We start from the raw sequence: 18,015 nt of genomic DNA, 5'->3' as shown, positions 1-18,015 counted from the left end.
TGTCAGTGGCGCTTAGCGTGAGGTAGGGGACCCCAGGGGCTCTCCGGTGCGGTGCGTACGGACGAAAGGTCGCTCATGCCACAATCCATGCGCGCGCTCGTAGCCGGAAGGGTCGGCGAGCCGGCCGATGTCCTGCGGCTGGAATCCCGCCCTGTTCCCCTGCCAGAAGCCGGTCAGGCGTTGATCCGCGTGAAGGCGACTCCGATTCACGCCAGTGATCTGCACGTGCTGCGCGGCCGCTACGGTTTCTCCCCCGAGTTCCCCACGGTCGGGGGTCACATGGAATGCGTGGGCCGTGTTGAGGCCCTGGGCCCGGATACCGAGGAACTGAAGATCGGCGCGCGCGTGGTGGCCGTTGCTGTCCCGGCGGTACCCGGGCCGCAGGTGGCCGGCACGTGGCAGGAATACCTTGTTGCCCCTACACGAAGGCTCCTGCCGGTCCCCGATCATCTGAGCGACTCCAGCGCCTGTCAGCTCGCCGTCAACCCGTTGACCGCGCTGCTCCTGGTGACCCGCGAACTCGACGTACAGCCGGGCGAATGGTTGTTGCAGACGGCCGCGGGCTCCACCGTCGGCCGGCTCGTCATTCAACTGGCCAGGCATCTGGGTGTACGCACGATCAATGTCGTGCGGCGGCGCGATGCCGTCGAGGAGATCAAGGCGCTGGGCGGCGACGAGGTCATCTGCACTGAGGACGAGGACCTGTTGCAGCGTGTGTCCGAGATCGCAGGACCGGCCGGCGTGCGCAAGGCCATCGACTGTGTCGCGGGCCATGTGGGTGCCCAGGTGTCCCAGGCACTGGCTCCGGGAGGGGAGGTCGTGGTCTACGGCGCGCTCTCCACCCATCGGCAGACCGACCCGGCAGCGCTGACGATCCCGCTGTCGGCACGCTCGGTCATCTACGAGACCAAAGCAGTCCGTGGCTTCTGGCTGAACCGCTGGTTCGGCACCACCTCACCGGCGGATGCGCTGCGCGCGCTGTCCGAGGTCCGCGGTCTCGTCGCTGATGAAGTGCTGAGCATCCCCCAAGGCGAGCCGTTCCCGCTCGAACGCTTTGCTGAGGCCATCTCGTTCGCCGAAGCACCCGCACATGGCGCCAAACCGCTCTTCGTCTTCGAGGACGGCCGGGACGAGGACGACAGGCAGGACGCGGCAGGACAGCTCGGAGGCCGAGCGGGCTGACGCTCGGTCAGGCCGCTCGGCCTCCCTTCGGTACATGGCGGCTCACGGTCCGGGCGGGCGGGTCAGCGGGTGACCATCACGGCGTCCAGGGCGACGGTGGATCGTCCGGGTGTGCTGCCGGGGAGGATCCGCAACTGCACCTTGTGGGTCGTGATCGCGGTGCCGAGTGTGCGAGTGAACACCACTTGCCGGTAAGCGGCCTTCGCGGCGTAGGCGTTCACCGTACCGACCGTGCGACGGCCCGAGGGCTTCGGCCTCATGAAGGGCTGCCGGGGCGGATCGTGAGGTAGGTCCACTGACTCCATACGCCGGTGGTCTGTGCGTCCTTGGCCGGTGGGGTGTAGTGGCCGCGGATCCGGTAGCGGTCGTTGCTCGCGAAGAGCTTCAGAGCCCGGCTGTAGCCGTACCACCCGTCGTCGTACAAGGGCACGCACCTCTGTGAGGTGGCCTGATGCCAGGCCCCCGAGTAGTAGTGCTCGAGGTACATCGTTGTGCAGCCACCGGACTGATGGGGAGTGACCTGGAGGTCGAAGCCCATGGTGACTTCGGACTTGTAGAAGACCTGGTAGGTGGTGGATCCGATGCGGGTGGTCGCGAGCGGCCACTGCATCTGCGTCCGGACCGTCGGCGTGAGGGTCGCGGTGGTGGTCGCCGTGCGCGGCGCGTAGTGGTAGTCACCCGCGAAGGCCGCGCTGAAGACGGTGTTGCGGGTGACCTTGTAGTACGCGACGAGGTTCCCGTGCGCGTCGGCCTTGCCGCTCTTGAGCTGCGCCCGCGGCTTGCCCGCGGGCTGGTCGTACAGCGTCACGAGACGGGAGTTGTACGTGGTCCCCAGGTGCGCGGTGACCTTGACGGTCGCGCCGGAGTGGTACGACTTCGCGTCGGTCGTCACGCTCAGGCTCGGAGTGGTTCGGGACACCTGTACCTTCGCCGACGCCGTGACCGGTAGGTAGGACGTGCCACCGTCGTAGGTGAAGGCGTAGGTGTTCGCACCGCCGACCTGCGGGGTGTCGTGGAAGGCGAAGCTGCCGTCGGCGGCGAGGGGCACGGTGCCCGCCGAGTAGCCCGAGGGGTGTGCCAGGTCGGTCTTGACGACGTGGACCGCGCCGGTCCTCACCTGCGCGTGCGGCCAGGTCAGACGCCCGGTGACGGTCGTCGGCGCGGCTCGGCCGGCGGTGGAAGGGGCGGTCGCCGTCATGGTGGGCGCGTACTTCGCGACGGGCATGTCGAAGGTCTGGGCGGCCGGGCCGTAGTGGCCGCTTCCGGAGTAGTCGACGCGGAAGCTCAGTGGACCGGTGAGGGGAGCGGTGCCGGAGACGTAGTAGGAGCCGAAGAAGTCGGCCGGCCCGCGTGCCGGGGTGGTCGTCGGGTCCGGGATGAGCACGCCGTCCGGATCGGCGGCGTCGTAGCGGGTGATCCGTACGGCGCCCGGAATCATGGATTCTCCGGCGCCGAGGCTGAGGGGCGAATCGAAGCCCGCCCGGAACGAATAGGCCTCGCCGGGGGCGAGCGGAGTGGTGGTCGCTCGTCCGTTGAGATGGACCCACGCGGTTTCCGGGTCACGCACCGTCCGGAGCCTCGGTGTTCCCCCGGAGGCGTCCACGCCCACGGCGTAGAGCCGGCTCCCGTCCGGTGCCCAGGCGAGGCCGTGTACGGCCAGGCTCACCGGATACCCGTAGGTGTACTGCTGGTAGGAGCCCTCGCCCGTTTCCGGGGATGTCTCGAACGCGTAGGAGTTCTCGCCGTTGGCCACGGTGCCGTCCGGGGCCACGGCGACAGCACTGGGGCCCACCGGCGTGGCGAATCGCCCGTCCACCGCCAGATCCGAGGTGCGGTACCGATGGTCGCTCGCGCCCAACCAGGACGAGACCGCCAGGTGCAGCCCGTCCGCCGTGACCGCGAAGTCGCTCAGGTCGGGGACGGGCAGCGCCTTCGCGGCCTGCCGGGTCAGCACACCGCCCACGGCCCGGTAGGTGACGAAGGCGGAGGTGTCGCCCGTCTGCACGGCGGCCGCGAGTACGCCGGAGGGTGTCGGGGTGGTCGCCAGCATCGGTGATGCCGGCCAAGTGCCGGAATCCTGCCGCAAAGTGACCGTACCGGACCCGTCGACGGACCCGATGCCGCCGTCGCCTGCCGTGCCGTACCCGAACCAGACGGTGCCCCCGGCGACGGCCAGCGAGTCCGGACGGGTGCCCGCGCCCGTGCCGTAACGAGCCGACTCGGTCAGGTTCTCCGTGCTGATCGCCGCGATCGCGTCCTGGTCCGGGAGAGCCGCGTACAGCGCGGATCCGTCGCCGGACAGGGCGAGACCGGTGGCACCCGGCTCACCACCGATCATCGTGGGGTTCCCGCCGTCCAGGTCGGTGACGAGAATGCCGTCGGTGCCGGCGCCGCCGCTGATGAACAGGTGTCCGTGCGGAGCGTCCACGACCATGTGCGCGAAGTGCGCGATCGGCAACGGTACGTCCGACGCCGCGTACGAGTCGACCGCGCCGGGACCGATGACGGTCGTCAGTCCCAGGAGCAGCGCCGCGGCGGTCGGCGGCGAGAATCGCACCAGTTTCATGAAAGGCCCCCACATAACCTTCACGATCAAGGAGCGCAACCTAGCACGGGGAAGGCCGGGTCCCGGCAGGGGGTGAAGGTCAGGAGCCGGTCCGCGGCGCACGTGCCGTCGCTTTCCAAGTCGAGGGCCCTCACGGCGCATTGGGGCGGCGGACCGGAGGGGGCCGTGGAGAGCCAAGAGACGGGACAGGCCGCCGGAGCAGGCTCCTGCCGGTCGGGCAGGGGTGGGTGCTTCCCGGCTGGGGGGATGCCGTCGTTCCCTCGATCAGCGGCCCGGCCGCGGTACCGACGCCTCCCCCCAGGCATCCCACCCCGGTCTCAGGGGGCGATCTTGTCCAGGCGAGCAGACAATGAGCGCGAGGGAAGCCGGAACTTGGTGGCGCGGCTGAGGGCCGCCTGCCCCTCGGTCGAACGCCGGTCCCGGAGGGTGCTCAGGTGATGTCGGACAAGAGAGCCGAACGCATAGCGGATTTCATCGGGCCACTGATCGGGCCACTACGGGTGGAACCGGGGTCGAAGGTACGCCTGGCCCGGGACTTCGATCCTCGCTACAAGGCCGGTCTGAAGAAGCGGGACGGGATCGAGCTGCTGCGGACCGGGGTGTCGGTGCTGGCCGAGTACCAGGAGCGGCTGGCCGCCCAGGACACGTACGGCGTACTGCTCTGCCTCCAGGCACTCGACGCCGGAGGCAAGGACGGGACGATCCGCCACGTGATGAGCGGCGTCAATCCCCAGGGCGTACGGGTCAGCAGCTTCAAGGTGCCCTCCACCGAGGAACTCGACCACGACTACCTGTGGCGTTACGCCCAGCGGCTGCCCACCCGCGGCGAGATCGCCATCTTCAACCGCTCGCACTACGAGGAGGTTCTCGTCGTGCGAGTCCACCCTGAGAACCTGGTCCGGCAGAAGCTGCCGGACGACACACTCGGGCCGGGCGTATGGGACCGGCGCTACCGGGAGATCAACGACTGGGAGCGCTACCTCACGGACAACGGGTTCAAGGTGGTGAAGATCTTCCTGAACCTGTCCAAGGAGGAGCAGCGCACCCGCTTCCTGAAGCGGATCGACCTGCCGGAGAAGAACTGGAAGTTCTCCGCGGCCGACGTCCGGGAGCGGCGCCGGTGGGACGACTACCAGCACGCGTTCTCCGAAATGCTGTCGGCCACGAGCACGAAGTGGGCGCCGTGGTACGTCGTGCCGGCGGACCGGAAGTGGTTCGCGCGGATCTGCGCGGCGGCGGTCCTCGCGCACACCCTGATGGACATCGATCCTCAGTACCCCGAGGTGGGGGAAGAGGCGCGGAACGAGCTGCTCGTCACCAAGCGGGAGTTGGAGCAGGAAGCCCCGGCCGGGGCCCCGGCCGATCCGTACGCCTCCCGGCATCCGTCGGCCGCTCAACCCACCATCCGCGGCCACGGATCGGAGGCAGAACGATGACGGTGCGGTCGGATTCCGTGGGAGAACAGCCTCGGGCTGCGGGGGACAGCTGGTGCACGCACGCTCCTGAGGAGGTCTTAGCGGCGTTCGGCGTCGATCCCGCGGTCGGTCTCTCCCCGGGACGGGCCGCGCAGCTCCTGAGCGCGCACGGCCCGAACTCGCTGCCCGAGGAGAAGCGAATTCCGGCCTGGCACCGGTTCCTGAGGCAGTACCGCAGTTACATGCAGATCGTCCTCGTGGCGGCGGCGGTCGTCTCCCTGCTCATCGAGCAGTGGACCACCGGGATCCTGCTGATCGTCCTGACCCTGCTGAACGCGGTCGTGGGCCTGCGTCAGGAGGGCAAGGCCGAGAGCGCGATGAACGCGCTGCAGTCGATGATGAAGGCCACGGCGCGGGTGCGCAGGGACGGGACGGAGTCCGAGATCCCCTCCGACCAACTGGTCGTCGGCGACATCGTGCTCATCGCCGCCGGGGACCAGGTGGCGGCGGACGGACGCATCATCGAGGCCAGCGCCCTGCAGATCGACGAGTCGGCGCTCACCGGCGAGAGCGTTCCCGCCTCGAAGGACGCCCGCACGCTGCCGGGCCTGGGACCGGCACCCGGCGACCAGACGAACATGGCGTTCATGAACACCCCGGTCACCCACGGCAGCGGCGTACTCGTCGTGACCGCGACCGGCGCCGGAACCGAAGTCGGCAGGATCTCCGGGATGCTGTCGGCCACCGAGAAGGAGGTACCGCCGCTCACCAGGGAGCTCGACGCTCTGACCCTGTGGATCACGGGGGCGGCGGGCCTGACCATGATCGTGATGTTCGCCCTGGGGCGGCAACGGGACCAGGCCTGGGACGTTCTGTTCGTCAGCGCGGTCTCGCTGGCCATCGCCGCCATCCCCGAGGCCCTGCCGACCGTGACCCAGGCGATCCTGTCCGTCGGCAGCCTCAACCTGGCGAAGTGGAACGCCATCGTCAAGGAACTGCCGTCGGTCGAGACCCTGGCGTTCACGTCGGCGATCAACTCGGACAAGACCGGCACCCTGACGATGAACCAGATGACCGCCGTCGAAGTCGTCACTCCCACCGACCGCTACACCGTCTCGGGCACGGGCTACGGACTCGAGGGGAAGATCCACCATGCCGCGGGGTCCGCCACGGGCATCGAGGACGCGATCCTGCCGTATGTGGTGGCCAGCGACGCGAAGCTGGTGGACGGCAAGGTGGTGGGTGATCCCACCGAGGGCGCGCTGCTGGTGCTCGGGCACAAGGCCGGGCTGGACATCGACGCCACCAGGGAGAGGCTTCCCCGGCTCGCCACGCTGCCGTTCGACCCGGGCTACAAGCTGATGGCCACCTTCCACTCGGCGGTCGACGCCTCCGGGCGGCAGGTCGTCCGATGCTTCGTGAAAGGCGCGGTCCCGGCGGTGGTGGTGCGGGCCGCCACCGCGCTCGCGGCGGGCAGGACCATCCCGTGGGACGCCGAACTGGTCGCACGTGCCGAGGAGCAGACCGAACGGATGGGCGGCGAGGGTCGCCGGGTGATGGCCGCGGCCACCCGTGACCTGGACCCGGCCGGCTTCGATCCGGACGGCGACCTGCTCGCGTACGTCACCGAGCTGCGGATGACCAGTCTCGTCGGCATGGTCGATCCGCCCCGCGAGGACGCCAAGGCCGCCATCGCCGGCGCCCAGGCGGGGCACATCCGGGTCCGCATGGTGACCGGTGACGACGTCACCACCGGTGCGGCGATCGCGCGGCAGCTCGGCATTCCCGGCGAGGCGGTCCTCGGCACCGATTTCGCCGCCATGAGCGAGGACGAGCAACTCGCCCGTATCGACGGCATCGGTGTGGTGGGGCGCGTCGCGCCGGAGCACAAGGTGCTGCTCGCCGACACGCTCAAGAAGAAGGGCGATGTCGTGGCGATGACCGGGGACGGCGTCAACGACGCGCCCGCCATCAAGGCCGCCGACATCGGCATCGCCATGGGCAGCGGCACGGATGTGGCGAAGAACGCCGGACGCATGATCCTCTCCGACGACAAGTTCGCCACCATCGTCTACGCCGTGGAGCAGGGCAGGAGAATCTACGACAACCTCACCAAGTACATCCGATTCGTCCTGCTCCTGCTGGTCACCTTCGTACTGACCTTTCTCGGCGCCACCGTCTTCAACATCGCCGCCGGTGAACCCTTCACCCCGCCGCAGGTGCTGTGGATCCACTTCGTGGTCAACGCCTCCTTCGGCTTCGCGCTCGGCTTCGACCGGGAGAGCCCCGGGCTCATGCGACGCAGGCCGCGCCCCCGAGGGGAGTCGGTGCTCACCCGGCCCGTACTGGTCACGGTCGGAATCGGCGGACTGGCGATCACCGTCGTGCTGCTCGGACTGATCAAGCTCGGTCAGGCCCACTTCGACAGCGTCGAGATCGGTCGGTCGATCGCGTTCACCGCCTTCGCCCTCTGTCTGATCGTGGCCGCGTTCGAGTGCCGCAGCGAGACGGATTCGGTGCTGACGACGTCCACCTTCGACAGCAAGCAGATGAACTGGGTGGCACTGGCCCAGTTCGCCCTCGCGGTGCTGGTGACCCAGCTGGACGGCTTCCGCCGCATCCTCGGGACGACGCAGATCAACGCGCGGCAGTTCGGCTGGGCGCTGCTGGCCGCCGTCGCACTCCTGCTCCTGTGGGAACTGGGCAAGCTCCTGGCCCGTCGGTCACGAGGCACCTGACGCGCCGCGCTGGGGGGCGGCGGCGACGAAGGCGGTGCTACTTCTGATGGTCCCGTCCCTCCGGGCGGGAAGGCGGCCACTTGTCGAGTGTCTCGTCCGGCGCGAGCCGGGACAGCGCCTCCGTCAGGCGCCCGCAGGCCTCTCCGATCTCCCGGAGGGTGCGCTTCTGCTCGGTGATGACCGCCGAAAGCAGCAGGGCCGTCAGTGACACGGTGCCGTTGAAGGCCTGCAGGATGACCATCTTGGCGAGGAGATCGTGACCGGCGAACGGCCCCGACCCGGCGGCACCCGCGTCGATCGCGATCACGGAAGCGATCAGCGCACAGGGCGCGGCGCCGACCAGCTGGAAGCGGAAGGCGGCCCAGATCAGGAAGGGGACGACGAGAAAGAGAAGGGCGACCGTGCTGTGCGTGGCCAGCACACTCACCGCGGCCGTGCCACCGAGCAGGGCGATCGCCTCGACCCAGCGCAGGACAGGTGCGCCGCGTGGCCATCGGACGGTGCGCGCGGCCAGCAGCAACGGCGCGATGACCAGGACCCCCATCGCGTCGCCCGTCCACCACACCGACCAGGTCGGCCAGAAAGCATGGGCCGGCAGCGCGCCGGAGGCCACCAGGGCCGCCGTACCGACCGTCGCGCTGATCACCATCCCGCTCAGGGCCCCGAGGAAGACCAGCGCCAGCGCGTCCTGCAGCCGGTCGAGTGCGGTGCGGAACCCCACACGCTGCAGGAGGAGGTAGGCGCAGACCGGAGCGAGGGTGTTGCCGGCCGCGATGGCGAGCACGGGGAGGATCGACGGCCCGAGCAGCACGTTCACCACGAACGCTCCGAGAGCGATTCCTGGCCACATGCGAAGGCCCCAGAGCATCAGGACGACGACGGCGACGCCGGTGGGCGGCCAGAGCGGCGTGACCTGCCCTCGTACCAGTTGCTGCTCCAGCCCGATCTTGGCACTGACGTAGTAGGCGGCCGCGACGGCAGCCAGCTGCAGGCCCTTGACGGTGTACCGCCGGAGCCGCTCGCCGTGCGCCGCATCGCTCATCCTCGCCCACCACAGCGATCAAACGGGGCGAAGCGTGCCGCACCGGGGTCGTGTCTGCCACGCCTGCCGCTCATTTTTCGCCCTGCCGCTGTTGCTGGGACCCTCCGGAACACCACTCGTCCCGGAGCCCTCCGTAACGGAGGACAAGGACCGCGGCGTCGTCGCTGTGGCCGGTGAGATCCGCCACCTGGATCACCTGCGCGGCCAGCTCGTCGGGGTCGGTGTGACAGGCGCCGTTGACCAGGCCGGCCACCTGGTCGAGGCCTTGCTCGATCGGATAGCTGGGGCCTTCCACCACGCCGTCGGTGAGCAGCACGAAGGCACCCACGCCGGTGAGCGGTCGGCGGGTCGACGGGTAGCTCTCTCCGGCCTGGATGCCCAGCGGCAGACCGCCGTCGTTCAGGACGATGTCGCAGCAGCCGTCCGCTACGGCCCAGACGGCGGGGATGTGCCCGGCGCGGGCGTCGGCGAGCTCGCTCGTGACCGGGTCGAATCGCAGGAACGAACAGGTCACGAACAGCCCGCAGTCCATGGCGACGAGCAGGTCGTTGGTGCGCCGGAGCACCTCCGCCGGGTCCGTGGTGGCGGTGGCGACGGCGCGCAGACAGGTGCGCACCTGCCCCATGAGAGCCGCGGCCTCGACATCGTGGCCCTGTACATCTCCGATCACGAATCCCACCGAGCCGTCCGGCATGAGGAAGCCGTCGTACCAGTCGCCTCCTATGTCCAGGCCGTCCCGTGCAGGTGCGTACCGTCCCGCCACGTGGAGGTATGGCAGGACCGGCAACTCGGCGGCGAGGACCTGGCGCTGCAGCGCGGCAGCCAGTTCCACGCGGGCCTGCTGGACCTTGATCTGGTCCAGGATCCGGCCGGTGAGATCACCGAGCGTGTTCAGCAGCTCTGCGGTCCCACTGGACGAATCGGTGCGGCGGCGAGGCATGGCATCACACTTCAGTTTTTTCCGCATTTGCGCCGTAGGTCACGATTTCACGGTACCCCTGTTACAGGCAGCGCATCCTCCCCGCGCACGCCGCGCAGTCACTGCTACGACCAGCCAAAACGGAGCACTGCGGTCAGCTCACGGTGTCCTTCACCGCGGGGCTGTACGCGGCGGCGGAGGTGGCCGGGACCACGGTGCCGAAGGAGGCGGCGGCGATCTGCTGGACGTAGCGGATCTCGGTGCCGTCGAGGTTGGTCGGGTTGACGGAGTAGATGATCTTGCGGGAGAGGTCGCGGGTGGCGAACACGCCGCTGGTCCAGCCGGGGCGGGAACCGGTCTTGCCCCAGACCACGACACCGTTGGAGGCCTTCACCCTCATGATGCCCATGGTCATACAGGCACGCCCGGCGTCGGCCTCGGTGCGGCACTGGCTGCTGTGGAAGCTGGGGACGTCGGGGACGGTGAAGAGCTCGGCCTGCTGCGCCGAGGGGAGGAAGCGGCCACGGAAGAGAGCGGTCATGAAACGGTCGAGGTCGGCGGGAGTGGAGATCATGCCGCCCTCGGCCCAGGGCCAGGGACTCTGCTCGGTGACATCCACCGGGTGCGTGGTGCCGTCCGGGGACATGACCGTCAGGTAGCCGTGGGAGTGCGGGCCGGGCAGGCGCGGGTCGTCGGCGTCGGGGACGTAGGTGTCGCGCAGTCCGAGGGGCCGGGTGATACGGGATCGCACCTCGTGGGCGAAGGTGTGCCCGGTGATCTTCTCGACGAGCAGGCCGGCGACGTAGTAGTTCATCCCGTTGTACTGCTGCGCGGTGCCCGGCGCGAACTGCATCGGCTGGCCCGCCATCAGGTCGACCACCTGTCGCGGGGTGAAGCTCTTGAGGCGGTTGGCGGCGAACCACTCGGGACTGCCGTCGCCGAAGTCCGGACTCGCGACGCCGCGCGGCAGGCCACTGGTGTGGTTGAGCAGCTGACCGACCTCGACGGGCGGCAGGTCGGCGGGCAGGACGCCCGGCAGGTACTGCTGGACGGGCTTGTCCAGGTCGATCCGGTGCTCGGCGGCGAGCTGGAGGACGACGGTGGCGGTGAAGACCTTGGAGATGCTGCCGATCCGGAGGTGCGCGCCGGGCGGGACGCCCCGACCGGTCTCCAGGTCGCCCACGCCCGAGGTGCCCGACCAGTGGCCCGCGCTGCCGGTGATCCGCAGCAGCGCACCGGTGACATCCCCGTTCGGCAGGCCACCGATGGCCGCCTGGAGCTTGACCGGGTCGAGCCCGGGTAACGGCGCGCGGGTCGCGGCGACGGTGGCGGGCGCTGGTGCCGGAGTGACGGCAGAGGCGGGAGCAGCCGTACCCGCGGCCAGGGCGACCAGCACAGCGCCGGACGCGGCCACGGTGGACCAACGGGTGCGGGCGGCAGAGGAGTTCACAGTGAGGCTCTCCAGAGTGACGGCGATCGGGCCGGCGGACGAACGGCCCGGCCACGAGTCTCTTCCGCCCCGGCACCCCGGCTCATCAGGGAACGCCCCTGAGCGAACCCTGACCACACCCCGACGACTGACTGCGGGTCAGGAGAGGTCGAGGCCGCCGGCCACCTCGGCGACGGTGAGCACGTCACCAGCCGGTGGGCGTCCTCGTCCTGATCCGGCTCCTGGAGCGTTCGCCCTGCTTCGCCGCACTGCGCCGGGCGATCGACTCCGTCGGCCCGGACAGATCCGCGCGCCGGCACTGTGGACCAACGACCGGATGGACCGGGTGGAGAAGGCGCGGAAGGACGACGACGCTGCGAAGGGCCGTGCCTGAACGGACGCGGCGGTGGGATCCACACGGGCCGGCCGCCGGGCAACCGGCCCCGGGCGGTTATCAGTTCGGGAGAAGTTGCTGGCCGCCGTCGATGTCGTACGTCGCGCCGGTGAGCGCGTCGTTGCACATGATGTGTACGGCGAGAGCGGCGACGTCGGCCGGACCGACCACCCGTCGGATGGGAAGCGTGGTCCGCAGTTCCTCGCGCCGGGCATCGAGCCGGTCCCCCAGCAGCGAGGCCGACAAGGGTGTGTCGACGAATCCGGCGGCGATGAGATTCACCCGGACCGGCGCCATCTCGAGCGCCAGGTTGGCCACGAGGGCAGGCAGAGCCGCGGTGGCGGCCGACGCCACGGCCATGCCGACACCGGGGCGTCGGCCGCCGGTGCCTCCGATGAACAACAGGGTGCCACCGGCGCGGATCTTGTCACGGCTGTAGAGGGCGACCCCGAGGGCCAGGGCGATGCGCTCGTCGAAGGCGCGGCGGGCGTCGGCGAGGTCCATGTTCTCCAACGGCATGTAGTAGGGGCCGCCTGCTGTGACCAGTACATGGTCGACCGGTCCGGCCAGATCCTGGAAGAACCGCTGGAGGCGGTCGGTGTCGGTCGCGTCGAACGCGGCCGTGCCGACGGGTTCCAGCTCCAGCGCGGCCTTCCGCAGCCGTTCCGGGTTACGGCCGACCAGGACCAACCGGCCGCCGTCCGCACGTACCTGGCGGGCGGCCTCGAGTCCGATACCCGCGCTGGCACCGATGACCACGACCGTCCGGTCGGCGAGGTCGGACCGGCGGTGGGTGCCGGGAACACCGGGTGCGGCGGTCATGAGGAGGGTCCGTCGTCGAGAACGGTCGCGCCATGGCTGTGGCCATGGTTGCTGTCTGCCATCCCTGCCTCCGGATATCGGCCTGGTCCTACGGTCGCGGGCACGTGGTGTCAGCGGGACGGACTCAGCTGCCTGATGAGGCGTCAAGGGTGATGTGGAAGGTGAGGTTCCGTACCGCCTCCCCGGCGGGGACGGTGTGGACGTAACCCCGCGCCGAACTGAAGGTGCCCGAACCGCCGGTGACGGCGACGTCGACGGAGCGGGCCGGCGGCAGACGGAGCAGCGCCTGCGAGGTGATCTGCCCCTTCGGCAGAGCGAAGGTGCCGACGCACTGGAGTTCGCTCGGATCGAGGTGGACGTAGACGCAGAGCACGCTGTGGTCGCCGATCTTCTGGCCGCCGCGGTACAGGTCCTCGGCGATGACGAGCTCGTCACCCCGGCTGAGCCCGTCCTTGCCCAGGTCGATGGATTCGGACTGGGTTTGTTTGGCGACCAACTGGAATGTCTGCGTGCGCTGTTGGGTGTCCGGTCGGCTGGGCGGGGTCGATGTCGCGGCCGACGCCGGCGGGGCGACGACGAGGGCGGCGGCCAGGCCCGCGACCGCACTCAGGCAGCGCTGACTGATCCTGCGCATGGTGGGTCTCCCACGGGGGGCGGATATGTGCCCTTCCTTCCCAACGTACCGGTTCGTACGTCCCCTCGCGCGACGTCGCCCACGGGACCACCCACAGCGTCTCCCGCGGCGAGGCGGCGTTCGCTATGTGGCTCGCCAGCCGGGTTCGAGGCGGTCAAGGAGGACGCGGAAGGCCGCGTCGGCCTCGTCCCAGTCGCCGTCGGCCAGGGGCCCGACGACGAGACCGAAGCACGCGTCGACCAGCAGGGCGGCCTCCGTGCGCGCTCGCGCCTCGGGCAGGCCCATGTCGCGGAAGACGGAGGTGAGCAGGCCCGTCCACTCGCCGAGCAAGTCGCGCATGACGGGTCCGTACCGGTCGGGGTGGAGCAGACCGGTGACCATGACGGTCGCGACCGCGCGCGTCTGCCTCAGGCGGTCGCGACCGCCCGCGTCTCCCTCTTACGGGCGCGGTAGGCCGCGGCCTTGATCTTGTTGCCGCAGGACTCCATGCCGCACCACTGCCGACGCATGCCTCGCGAGCGGTCGACATAGATCCGGGTGCACTCCGGGTTGCCGCACTCCTTGAGCAGCGGCACGTCCGGTCCGCCCAGCAGCTCGACGGCGAGCCGCGCCACGGTCGACAGTGCTTCCTCCGGGGTCGCCGCCGTCCACCGGCCCACCGGGGTGAGCTGCGGTGTCGCCGGGGCGTTTTGGGCCGCGGCGTTCAGCACGGCCAGGGCCTCGTCGTCGTACGCGTCGCCCAGCCGGCGGGCGGTGACCAGCGCGTAGACGGCCTCCCGTACCGCCGTCGCCCGCCCGACGTCGGAGTCCTGGCTCCCGGAGACGGAGTCGACGACTCCGGACTCCCGGTACCAGGCGTCGAGGCGGTCCGGCGAGGCGAACATCTCGAACCGTAGCGAGCGGCGGGCGCGGAGTGTCGCGGCGAAGTCGAGGGCCGGGTTTCCGCAGACGAAGACGTGATCCAGATTCACATCACCATCTTGACAGGTGATGCGCGAGGCCGGAACATCTGGGCATCATCACCAGTTGAGTAGGTGACTGGTCGATGTCGACGGCCGGCGTGCACCTACCGGAGCGAGGTACGCGAGATGACACGGACAGAGCGGACGAAGACGGCCCCCGACGCCGCGGAGGCGGCACGCCGGGCGCGGTTCGGCACGCTGCCTGAGCGCGTTCGGGTCGAGGACACGGTCGAGGAGCGGCCCGCCACGGTGCCCGATCCGGCGCGAGACGCGTACAGCGCGGACGAGTGGCTCGTCCGTTACTGCCTGTGAACAGAAAGGAGTCCGGGATGACGACGAGAACACCACAGGCCCTCAAAGCGCTGACAGCGATCCTGGCAGTGCTGGTGATCGGCTTCGGCTGCTTCACTCAGGTCTTCTGACCACGCAGGATTCCCCATGCTCCCCCGAGTGCCGCGTGTCCGGTGATCCGTTACGCTGACCGCCGCTGACCTCAGGGGGAGACATGTTCGGCAAGCGGCTGCTGGTGGCCGGAGCGACCGCGATTCTCATAGCTGGGCTGGGCGCGTGCGGCGGCGGTGGGGGCGGCGCACGCGGTGTGGACCCGGGAGCCGTGGCCGATGCCGGTCAGGGCAGTGCGGGCGCCGCCCAGGAGGCCTCGCCGAGCCCGGACACCGTCTCCGGACTCAAGGACTCGGTCCGCCATCTCCCCGCGAAGACCACCAGGGCCACCCGCCCGCACCTGGTCAAGAAGTGCACGTCCGCCACCCGGCAGGTCAGGCACACGCAGCGCACGGGCACGGGCACGCACAGGACGACCCGCACCTGGTACACCACGGAGCGGTACCAGAGCTGCAAGAAGGTCCGCGGGGGCACCGAGACGTACACGCGAACCGTCCGGTCGCAGCGGTGGTGCGTGCGCCTGGACGACGTCGAGGGCGACACCGCCAGGGACGACGTCTGGTACCAGGTCACCCCCGCCACCTACGACGAAGCCCGCGGCGTGGACGAGCACGCCCGCCTGGAGTTCACCCCGGCCGGCACCGGCTGCTGACCACCCGCTGAAGCGGATGACGCCCCGGCCGTGATCCCGGGCCGTGTCCACGCCCGCCCCACCCCGCCGGACAGCCCGGTTCCGGGGCGGCAGCGTCATGTCGCATGGCAGCTCGTGGAGAACCGTCGCCGGAATGGCGGGATGATGGTCGGCATGCGCATCCGTATCGACGCCGTCGACCTGCCCGGCCGCACCTGTCCGGCCCCCGTCGGCAGCGGTGCGCCGACGTACGGCAACATCCACGTGGCCGTACAACGCCGGGACCGTCCGGCCGAACTCCTCGAACCGCAGCCCGGCGACGCCGCGTCCGCGACCTGGACCCTGGAGTGCACCGCGCTCGCCTCGCCGACCGGCACGGACGTCAAAGGGCCCTACGTGCAGGACCGTCTGGGCCGCCGGTTCATCTACCTGTCGTGGGGCACGGTCGACGAGTCGGGCGTCTTCAGCATGTTCCGGCGCGCCAAGCTCATGCTCGACGTCGTCCCCGCCGAGGTGCTCGCCGCCGCCGCGCGTGAGGGCCTGCTGGTCGGGCGCCTCGGGCTGACCGACGCTCACGGCAACCCCCTGTGCGCGCGGGTCGAACCCCCGCGCATCACGTGGACCGCCGAGACCTGGACCGCCGAGCCCGCCTCGTAGCCATCCAGGGCGGTCCCGGCCAACCAGGCTGCAGGGCAGGCCTGTTGAGGACCCTCAGCGGGTCGCGGTGCCCTCGTCGACCGGGCGGGCCGACGCGGTCTCGGAGGCGCTCTCGGACCGGGGCGCGGCGGAGGGCACGGTGGAGGGTGCGGAGCCGTCGTGCTTCATGGCGCCGGTCTCGCTCTTGAGGATGCGCATCGACTTGCCCAGCGCGCGGGCGGTGTCGGGCAGCTTCTTCGAGCCGAACAGCACGATGATCACGATGGCCACGATCAGCAGGTGCCAGGGTTCCAGTCCGTTGCGGAGCATCCCGCCCACCTCTTCCCTTCACTGTTGCTACGTTGCGCAACTTTACAACCATCGGAGGGTGCCGAGCGTCCCCTACGTATGAGTCGGACGGATGAGAGCACACGTGTGACGACCAGCGACCAGGCGCGGCCGCCGCGCCGCAGACGGGGCCCACTGCGGATCGCCCTCGTCGTGGCCCTGTCCCTGCTCCTGCTCGGCACGGCCGGACTCGGCTGGATCTATCTGAAGCTGAACGGCAACATCGACACGTTCGGCGCCGACGGTCTCTCCAAGGACCGCCCGGCCGGTTCGACGAAGGGCGAGAACGTCCTCGTCATCGGCTCGGACGCGCGCACGGACGGAAACAGCGCGCTGGGCGGCGGCGACAAGGGCGACATCGGCCGTTCCGACACCGCGTTCCTGCTGCACGTCTACGCCGACCACCGGCACGCCGTCGCCGTCTCGATCCCCCGCGACACACTGGTCACCCTCCCCCCGTGCAAGCTCCCGGGCGGGAAGTGGACCAGGGCGCGGCCGAACACGATGTTCAACGAGGCGTACTCCGTGGGGCAGACGGCCAAGGGCAATCCGGCCTGCACCCAGAACACGGTCGAGAAGCTGACCGGCCTGCGCGTCGACCACACCGTCGTCATCGACTTCAAGGGCTTCGCGGCACTGACGCGGGTCGTCGGCGGGGTGAAGGTGTGCCTCCCGCAGGACGTGTACGAGAAGGACCTCAACCCCAACCGCGCCACCCGGGGTGGACTGCTCTTCAGGAAGGGTGAGCAGAAACTCTCCGGGCAGCGGGCGCTGGACTACGTCCGCATCCGGCACGGCATCGGCGACGGCTCCGACATCGGCCGCATCAAACGCCAACAGGCCTTCGTCGCCAGCCTGGTGAAGAAGGTGAAGAGCGACGGTCTCACCCCCACCGGACTGCTGCCGCTCGCCGACGCCGCGACGAAGTCGCTGACCGTCGACCCGGGGCTGGGTACGGCGAAGCGGCTGATCTCGTTCGCGATGTCCCTGAAGAACATCGACCTGCACGACACCAAGTTCGCGACCATCCCGTGGCGTTACCAGGGGGAGCGGGTCGCGATCGTCCAGCCTGACGCCGATCAGCTGTGGGCCGCGCTCAAGGCCGACCGCACCCTCGACGGCACCGACGCCGGTGGCAAGAAGGGCGAGCAGGGCGGGCCGACCGCCACCGCGGCCACCTCGCCCGACGCCGCCGCGGAGGTCTCGGGGGACGGTATCGACGTCGCCGTCTACAACGGCACCACCACGCGCGGCCTGGCCTCGCGCGCCGCGACGGCCCTCACCGAGCACGGCTTCACCGTCACCCGTACCGCGAACGCGGTCGACCGGGACCGCGCCGACACGGTGATCGAGTACGGCGCGGGCCTGCGGACCCGGGCCCAGACGGTCGCCCGGCTCTTTCCCGGCGCCGAACTGAACTCCGTGCCGGGCGCGGGCGTCGACGTCGTCCTGGGCCGGACCTACGCCGCCAAGGGCAGCACGTCGGCCCCGGCCTCACGCGCGTCCACGCCCACCGCCCTGCCCACTTCGGTGGCGCGTGACGCGCGCTCCGCCGACGACGACGTGTGTTCCAACCTGTCCTACGGATAGACCGCGTCCGCCGGAGACGGAGTGGTCCCGGACGAAGGAGTGGTGGACGAAGGCGTGACGGACGAAGGCGTGGCGGGTGAAGGCGTGGCGGGTGAAGAAGTGGCGGGTGAAGGCGTGGCACGTGGAGGGGCGACGTGCGAAGGGGTGGCCTGCGGGGTGTTGGCCGCCCGCACGATGACGTAGAGGGCCAGGGCGAGGACCAGCAGAGTGACCCACCGCCACCGCGTCCAGGATGCGGCCATGTCCCGCCTTCTCTCTTCCGCCCGTTCACCGGTACGCCGAGGCGAAGCGCTTGGAGGGAAGAG

The 18,015-nt window shown here is 70.0% G+C and carries 18 protein-coding genes; 7 read left to right on the top strand and 11 right to left on the bottom strand.

The window, feature by feature from the left end; genetic code table 11:
- Positions 1 to 87 precede the first annotated feature (87 nt).
- Complete coding sequence (locus ACIRA5_RS17260) at positions 88 to 1,182, top strand: zinc-dependent alcohol dehydrogenase family protein (protein WP_403691538.1); 1,095 nt, start codon at positions 88 to 90, stop codon at positions 1,180 to 1,182.
- A 62-nt stretch (positions 1,183 to 1,244) separates the two neighbouring features.
- On the opposite strand, the gene ACIRA5_RS17255 is transcribed toward ACIRA5_RS17260, so the two are convergent.
- Entirely contained in the window at positions 1,245 to 1,403 is a 159-nt protein-coding gene (locus ACIRA5_RS17255) for a hypothetical protein (RefSeq protein ID WP_403691537.1), read from the bottom strand.
- Between the two features lie 35 nt (positions 1,404 to 1,438).
- Positions 1,439 to 3,748 (bottom strand): YncE family protein, encoded by a 2,310-nt coding sequence (locus ACIRA5_RS17250; protein WP_403691536.1) that lies wholly within the window; start codon positions 3,746 to 3,748, stop codon positions 1,439 to 1,441.
- A 437-nt stretch (positions 3,749 to 4,185) separates the two neighbouring features.
- Here ACIRA5_RS17250 and ACIRA5_RS17245 point away from each other — a divergent pair, with 437 nt between their 5' ends.
- Both ACIRA5_RS17245 and ACIRA5_RS17240 read left to right on the top strand, forming a co-directional pair.
- On the top strand, positions 4,186 to 5,184 hold the full coding sequence (locus tag ACIRA5_RS17245; protein ID WP_403691535.1) for a polyphosphate kinase 2 family protein: 999 nt from the start codon (positions 4,186 to 4,188) through the stop codon (positions 5,182 to 5,184).
- Complete coding sequence (locus ACIRA5_RS17240) at positions 5,181 to 7,901, top strand: cation-translocating P-type ATPase (protein WP_403691533.1); 2,721 nt, start codon at positions 5,181 to 5,183, stop codon at positions 7,899 to 7,901. Before ACIRA5_RS17245 ends, ACIRA5_RS17240 begins: the two co-directional genes overlap by 4 nt.
- Before the next feature lie 37 nt (positions 7,902 to 7,938).
- Here the strand turns inward: ACIRA5_RS17240 and ACIRA5_RS17235 are convergent, their stop codons facing one another.
- From ACIRA5_RS17235 to ACIRA5_RS17205, 7 genes are all read right to left on the bottom strand, one after another.
- Complete coding sequence (locus tag ACIRA5_RS17235; RefSeq protein WP_403691532.1) at positions 7,939 to 8,943, bottom strand: MASE1 domain-containing protein; 1,005 nt, start codon at positions 8,941 to 8,943, stop codon at positions 7,939 to 7,941.
- A 70-nt stretch (positions 8,944 to 9,013) separates the two neighbouring features.
- Positions 9,014 to 9,883, bottom strand: a complete 870-nt coding sequence (locus tag ACIRA5_RS17230; protein WP_403691530.1) for a PP2C family protein-serine/threonine phosphatase — start codon at positions 9,881 to 9,883, stop codon at positions 9,014 to 9,016.
- Between the two features lie 133 nt (positions 9,884 to 10,016).
- Entirely contained in the window at positions 10,017 to 11,312 is a 1,296-nt protein-coding gene (locus tag ACIRA5_RS17225) for a serine hydrolase domain-containing protein (RefSeq protein ID WP_403691528.1), read from the bottom strand.
- Positions 11,313 to 11,745: 433 nt separating this feature from the next.
- Positions 11,746 to 12,507 carry an SDR family oxidoreductase gene (locus ACIRA5_RS17220; protein ID WP_403691526.1) on the bottom strand — a complete coding sequence of 254 codons (762 nt, stop codon included), beginning with the start codon at positions 12,505 to 12,507 and terminating at the stop codon, positions 11,746 to 11,748.
- Positions 12,508 to 12,631: 124 nt separating this feature from the next.
- Positions 12,632 to 13,141: a hypothetical protein gene (locus ACIRA5_RS17215; RefSeq protein ID WP_403691525.1), complete on the bottom strand. Its 510-nt coding sequence runs from the start codon at positions 13,139 to 13,141 to the stop codon at positions 12,632 to 12,634.
- A gap of 123 nt (positions 13,142 to 13,264) precedes the next feature.
- The gene (locus ACIRA5_RS17210) at positions 13,265 to 13,480 is read right to left on the bottom strand and encodes a hypothetical protein (protein ID WP_403691524.1); all 216 of its coding nucleotides are present in this window, start codon (positions 13,478 to 13,480) and stop codon (positions 13,265 to 13,267) included.
- A 68-nt stretch (positions 13,481 to 13,548) separates the two neighbouring features.
- The gene (locus ACIRA5_RS17205) at positions 13,549 to 14,112 is read right to left on the bottom strand and encodes a CGNR zinc finger domain-containing protein (RefSeq protein WP_403691522.1); all 564 of its coding nucleotides are present in this window, start codon (positions 14,110 to 14,112) and stop codon (positions 13,549 to 13,551) included.
- 117 nt (positions 14,113 to 14,229) lie between these two features.
- On the opposite strand from ACIRA5_RS17205, the gene ACIRA5_RS17200 reads away from it, so the two are divergent.
- The 3 genes from ACIRA5_RS17200 (at position 14,230) to ACIRA5_RS17190 (ending at position 15,793) form a co-directional block, all read left to right on the top strand.
- Positions 14,230 to 14,415: a hypothetical protein gene (locus ACIRA5_RS17200; protein ID WP_403691520.1), complete on the top strand. Its 186-nt coding sequence runs from the start codon at positions 14,230 to 14,232 to the stop codon at positions 14,413 to 14,415.
- 193 nt (positions 14,416 to 14,608) lie between these two features.
- On the top strand, positions 14,609 to 15,157 hold the full coding sequence (locus ACIRA5_RS17195; protein ID WP_403691518.1) for a hypothetical protein: 549 nt from the start codon (positions 14,609 to 14,611) through the stop codon (positions 15,155 to 15,157).
- Between the two features lie 153 nt (positions 15,158 to 15,310).
- A complete protein-coding gene (locus ACIRA5_RS17190) occupies positions 15,311 to 15,793 on the top strand; it encodes a DUF5990 family protein (protein ID WP_403691517.1) in 483 nt (160 codons plus the stop codon).
- Positions 15,794 to 15,847: 54 nt separating this feature from the next.
- On the opposite strand, the gene tatA is transcribed toward ACIRA5_RS17190, so the two are convergent.
- Positions 15,848 to 16,102 carry a Sec-independent protein translocase subunit TatA gene (gene tatA / locus ACIRA5_RS17185; protein ID WP_403691515.1) on the bottom strand — a complete coding sequence of 85 codons (255 nt, stop codon included), beginning with the start codon at positions 16,100 to 16,102 and terminating at the stop codon, positions 15,848 to 15,850.
- Positions 16,103 to 16,180: 78 nt separating this feature from the next.
- On the opposite strand from tatA, the gene ACIRA5_RS17180 reads away from it, so the two are divergent.
- Positions 16,181 to 17,710, top strand: coding sequence for an LCP family protein (locus ACIRA5_RS17180; protein ID WP_403691513.1), 1,530 nt, complete (start codon positions 16,181 to 16,183; stop codon positions 17,708 to 17,710).
- On the opposite strand, the gene ACIRA5_RS17175 is transcribed toward ACIRA5_RS17180, so the two are convergent.
- Positions 17,701 to 17,952, bottom strand: a complete 252-nt coding sequence (locus tag ACIRA5_RS17175; protein ID WP_403691511.1) for a hypothetical protein — start codon at positions 17,950 to 17,952, stop codon at positions 17,701 to 17,703. The genes ACIRA5_RS17180 and ACIRA5_RS17175 overlap by 10 nt on opposite strands.
- Positions 17,953 to 18,015 lie beyond the last annotated feature (63 nt).

This window comes from Streptomyces sp. NPDC096311 (assembly GCF_044763085.1).
Classification (GTDB): Bacteria; Actinomycetota; Actinomycetes; order Streptomycetales; family Streptomycetaceae; genus Streptomyces.
The sequence above is the reverse complement of the archived record's forward strand: the minus strand, read 5'-3'. Positions and strand labels throughout refer to the sequence as shown.

What these genes read in the sequence shown, in the direction of transcription:
- ACIRA5_RS17260 (WP_403691538.1), top strand. Translation starts at nt 88, where the DNA reads ATGCGCGCGCTCGTAGCCGGAAGGGTCGGCGAGCCGGCCGATGTCCTG.
- ACIRA5_RS17250 (WP_403691536.1), bottom strand. Translation starts at nt 3,748, where the DNA reads ATGAAACTGGTGCGATTCTCGCCGCCGACCGCCGCGGCGCTGCTCCTG.
- ACIRA5_RS17245 (WP_403691535.1), top strand. Translation starts at nt 4,186, where the DNA reads ATGTCGGACAAGAGAGCCGAACGCATAGCGGATTTCATCGGGCCACTG.
- ACIRA5_RS17240 (WP_403691533.1), top strand. Translation starts at nt 5,181, where the DNA reads ATGACGGTGCGGTCGGATTCCGTGGGAGAACAGCCTCGGGCTGCGGGG.
- ACIRA5_RS17235 (WP_403691532.1), bottom strand. Translation starts at nt 8,943, where the DNA reads ATGAGCGATGCGGCGCACGGCGAGCGGCTCCGGCGGTACACCGTCAAG.
- ACIRA5_RS17230 (WP_403691530.1), bottom strand. Translation starts at nt 9,883, where the DNA reads ATGCCTCGCCGCCGCACCGATTCGTCCAGTGGGACCGCAGAGCTGCTG.
- ACIRA5_RS17220 (WP_403691526.1), bottom strand. Translation starts at nt 12,507, where the DNA reads ATGACCGCCGCACCCGGTGTTCCCGGCACCCACCGCCGGTCCGACCTC.
- ACIRA5_RS17215 (WP_403691525.1), bottom strand. Translation starts at nt 13,141, where the DNA reads ATGCGCAGGATCAGTCAGCGCTGCCTGAGTGCGGTCGCGGGCCTGGCC.
- ACIRA5_RS17210 (WP_403691524.1), bottom strand. Translation starts at nt 13,480, where the DNA reads ATGCGCGACTTGCTCGGCGAGTGGACGGGCCTGCTCACCTCCGTCTTC.
- ACIRA5_RS17200 (WP_403691520.1), top strand. Translation starts at nt 14,230, where the DNA reads ATGACACGGACAGAGCGGACGAAGACGGCCCCCGACGCCGCGGAGGCG.
- ACIRA5_RS17195 (WP_403691518.1), top strand. Translation starts at nt 14,609, where the DNA reads ATGTTCGGCAAGCGGCTGCTGGTGGCCGGAGCGACCGCGATTCTCATA.
- ACIRA5_RS17190 (WP_403691517.1), top strand. Translation starts at nt 15,311, where the DNA reads ATGCGCATCCGTATCGACGCCGTCGACCTGCCCGGCCGCACCTGTCCG.
- tatA (WP_403691515.1), bottom strand. Translation starts at nt 16,102, where the DNA reads ATGCTCCGCAACGGACTGGAACCCTGGCACCTGCTGATCGTGGCCATC.
- ACIRA5_RS17180 (WP_403691513.1), top strand. Translation starts at nt 16,181, where the DNA reads ATGAGTCGGACGGATGAGAGCACACGTGTGACGACCAGCGACCAGGCG.
- ACIRA5_RS17175 (WP_403691511.1), bottom strand. Translation starts at nt 17,952, where the DNA reads ATGGCCGCATCCTGGACGCGGTGGCGGTGGGTCACTCTGCTGGTCCTC.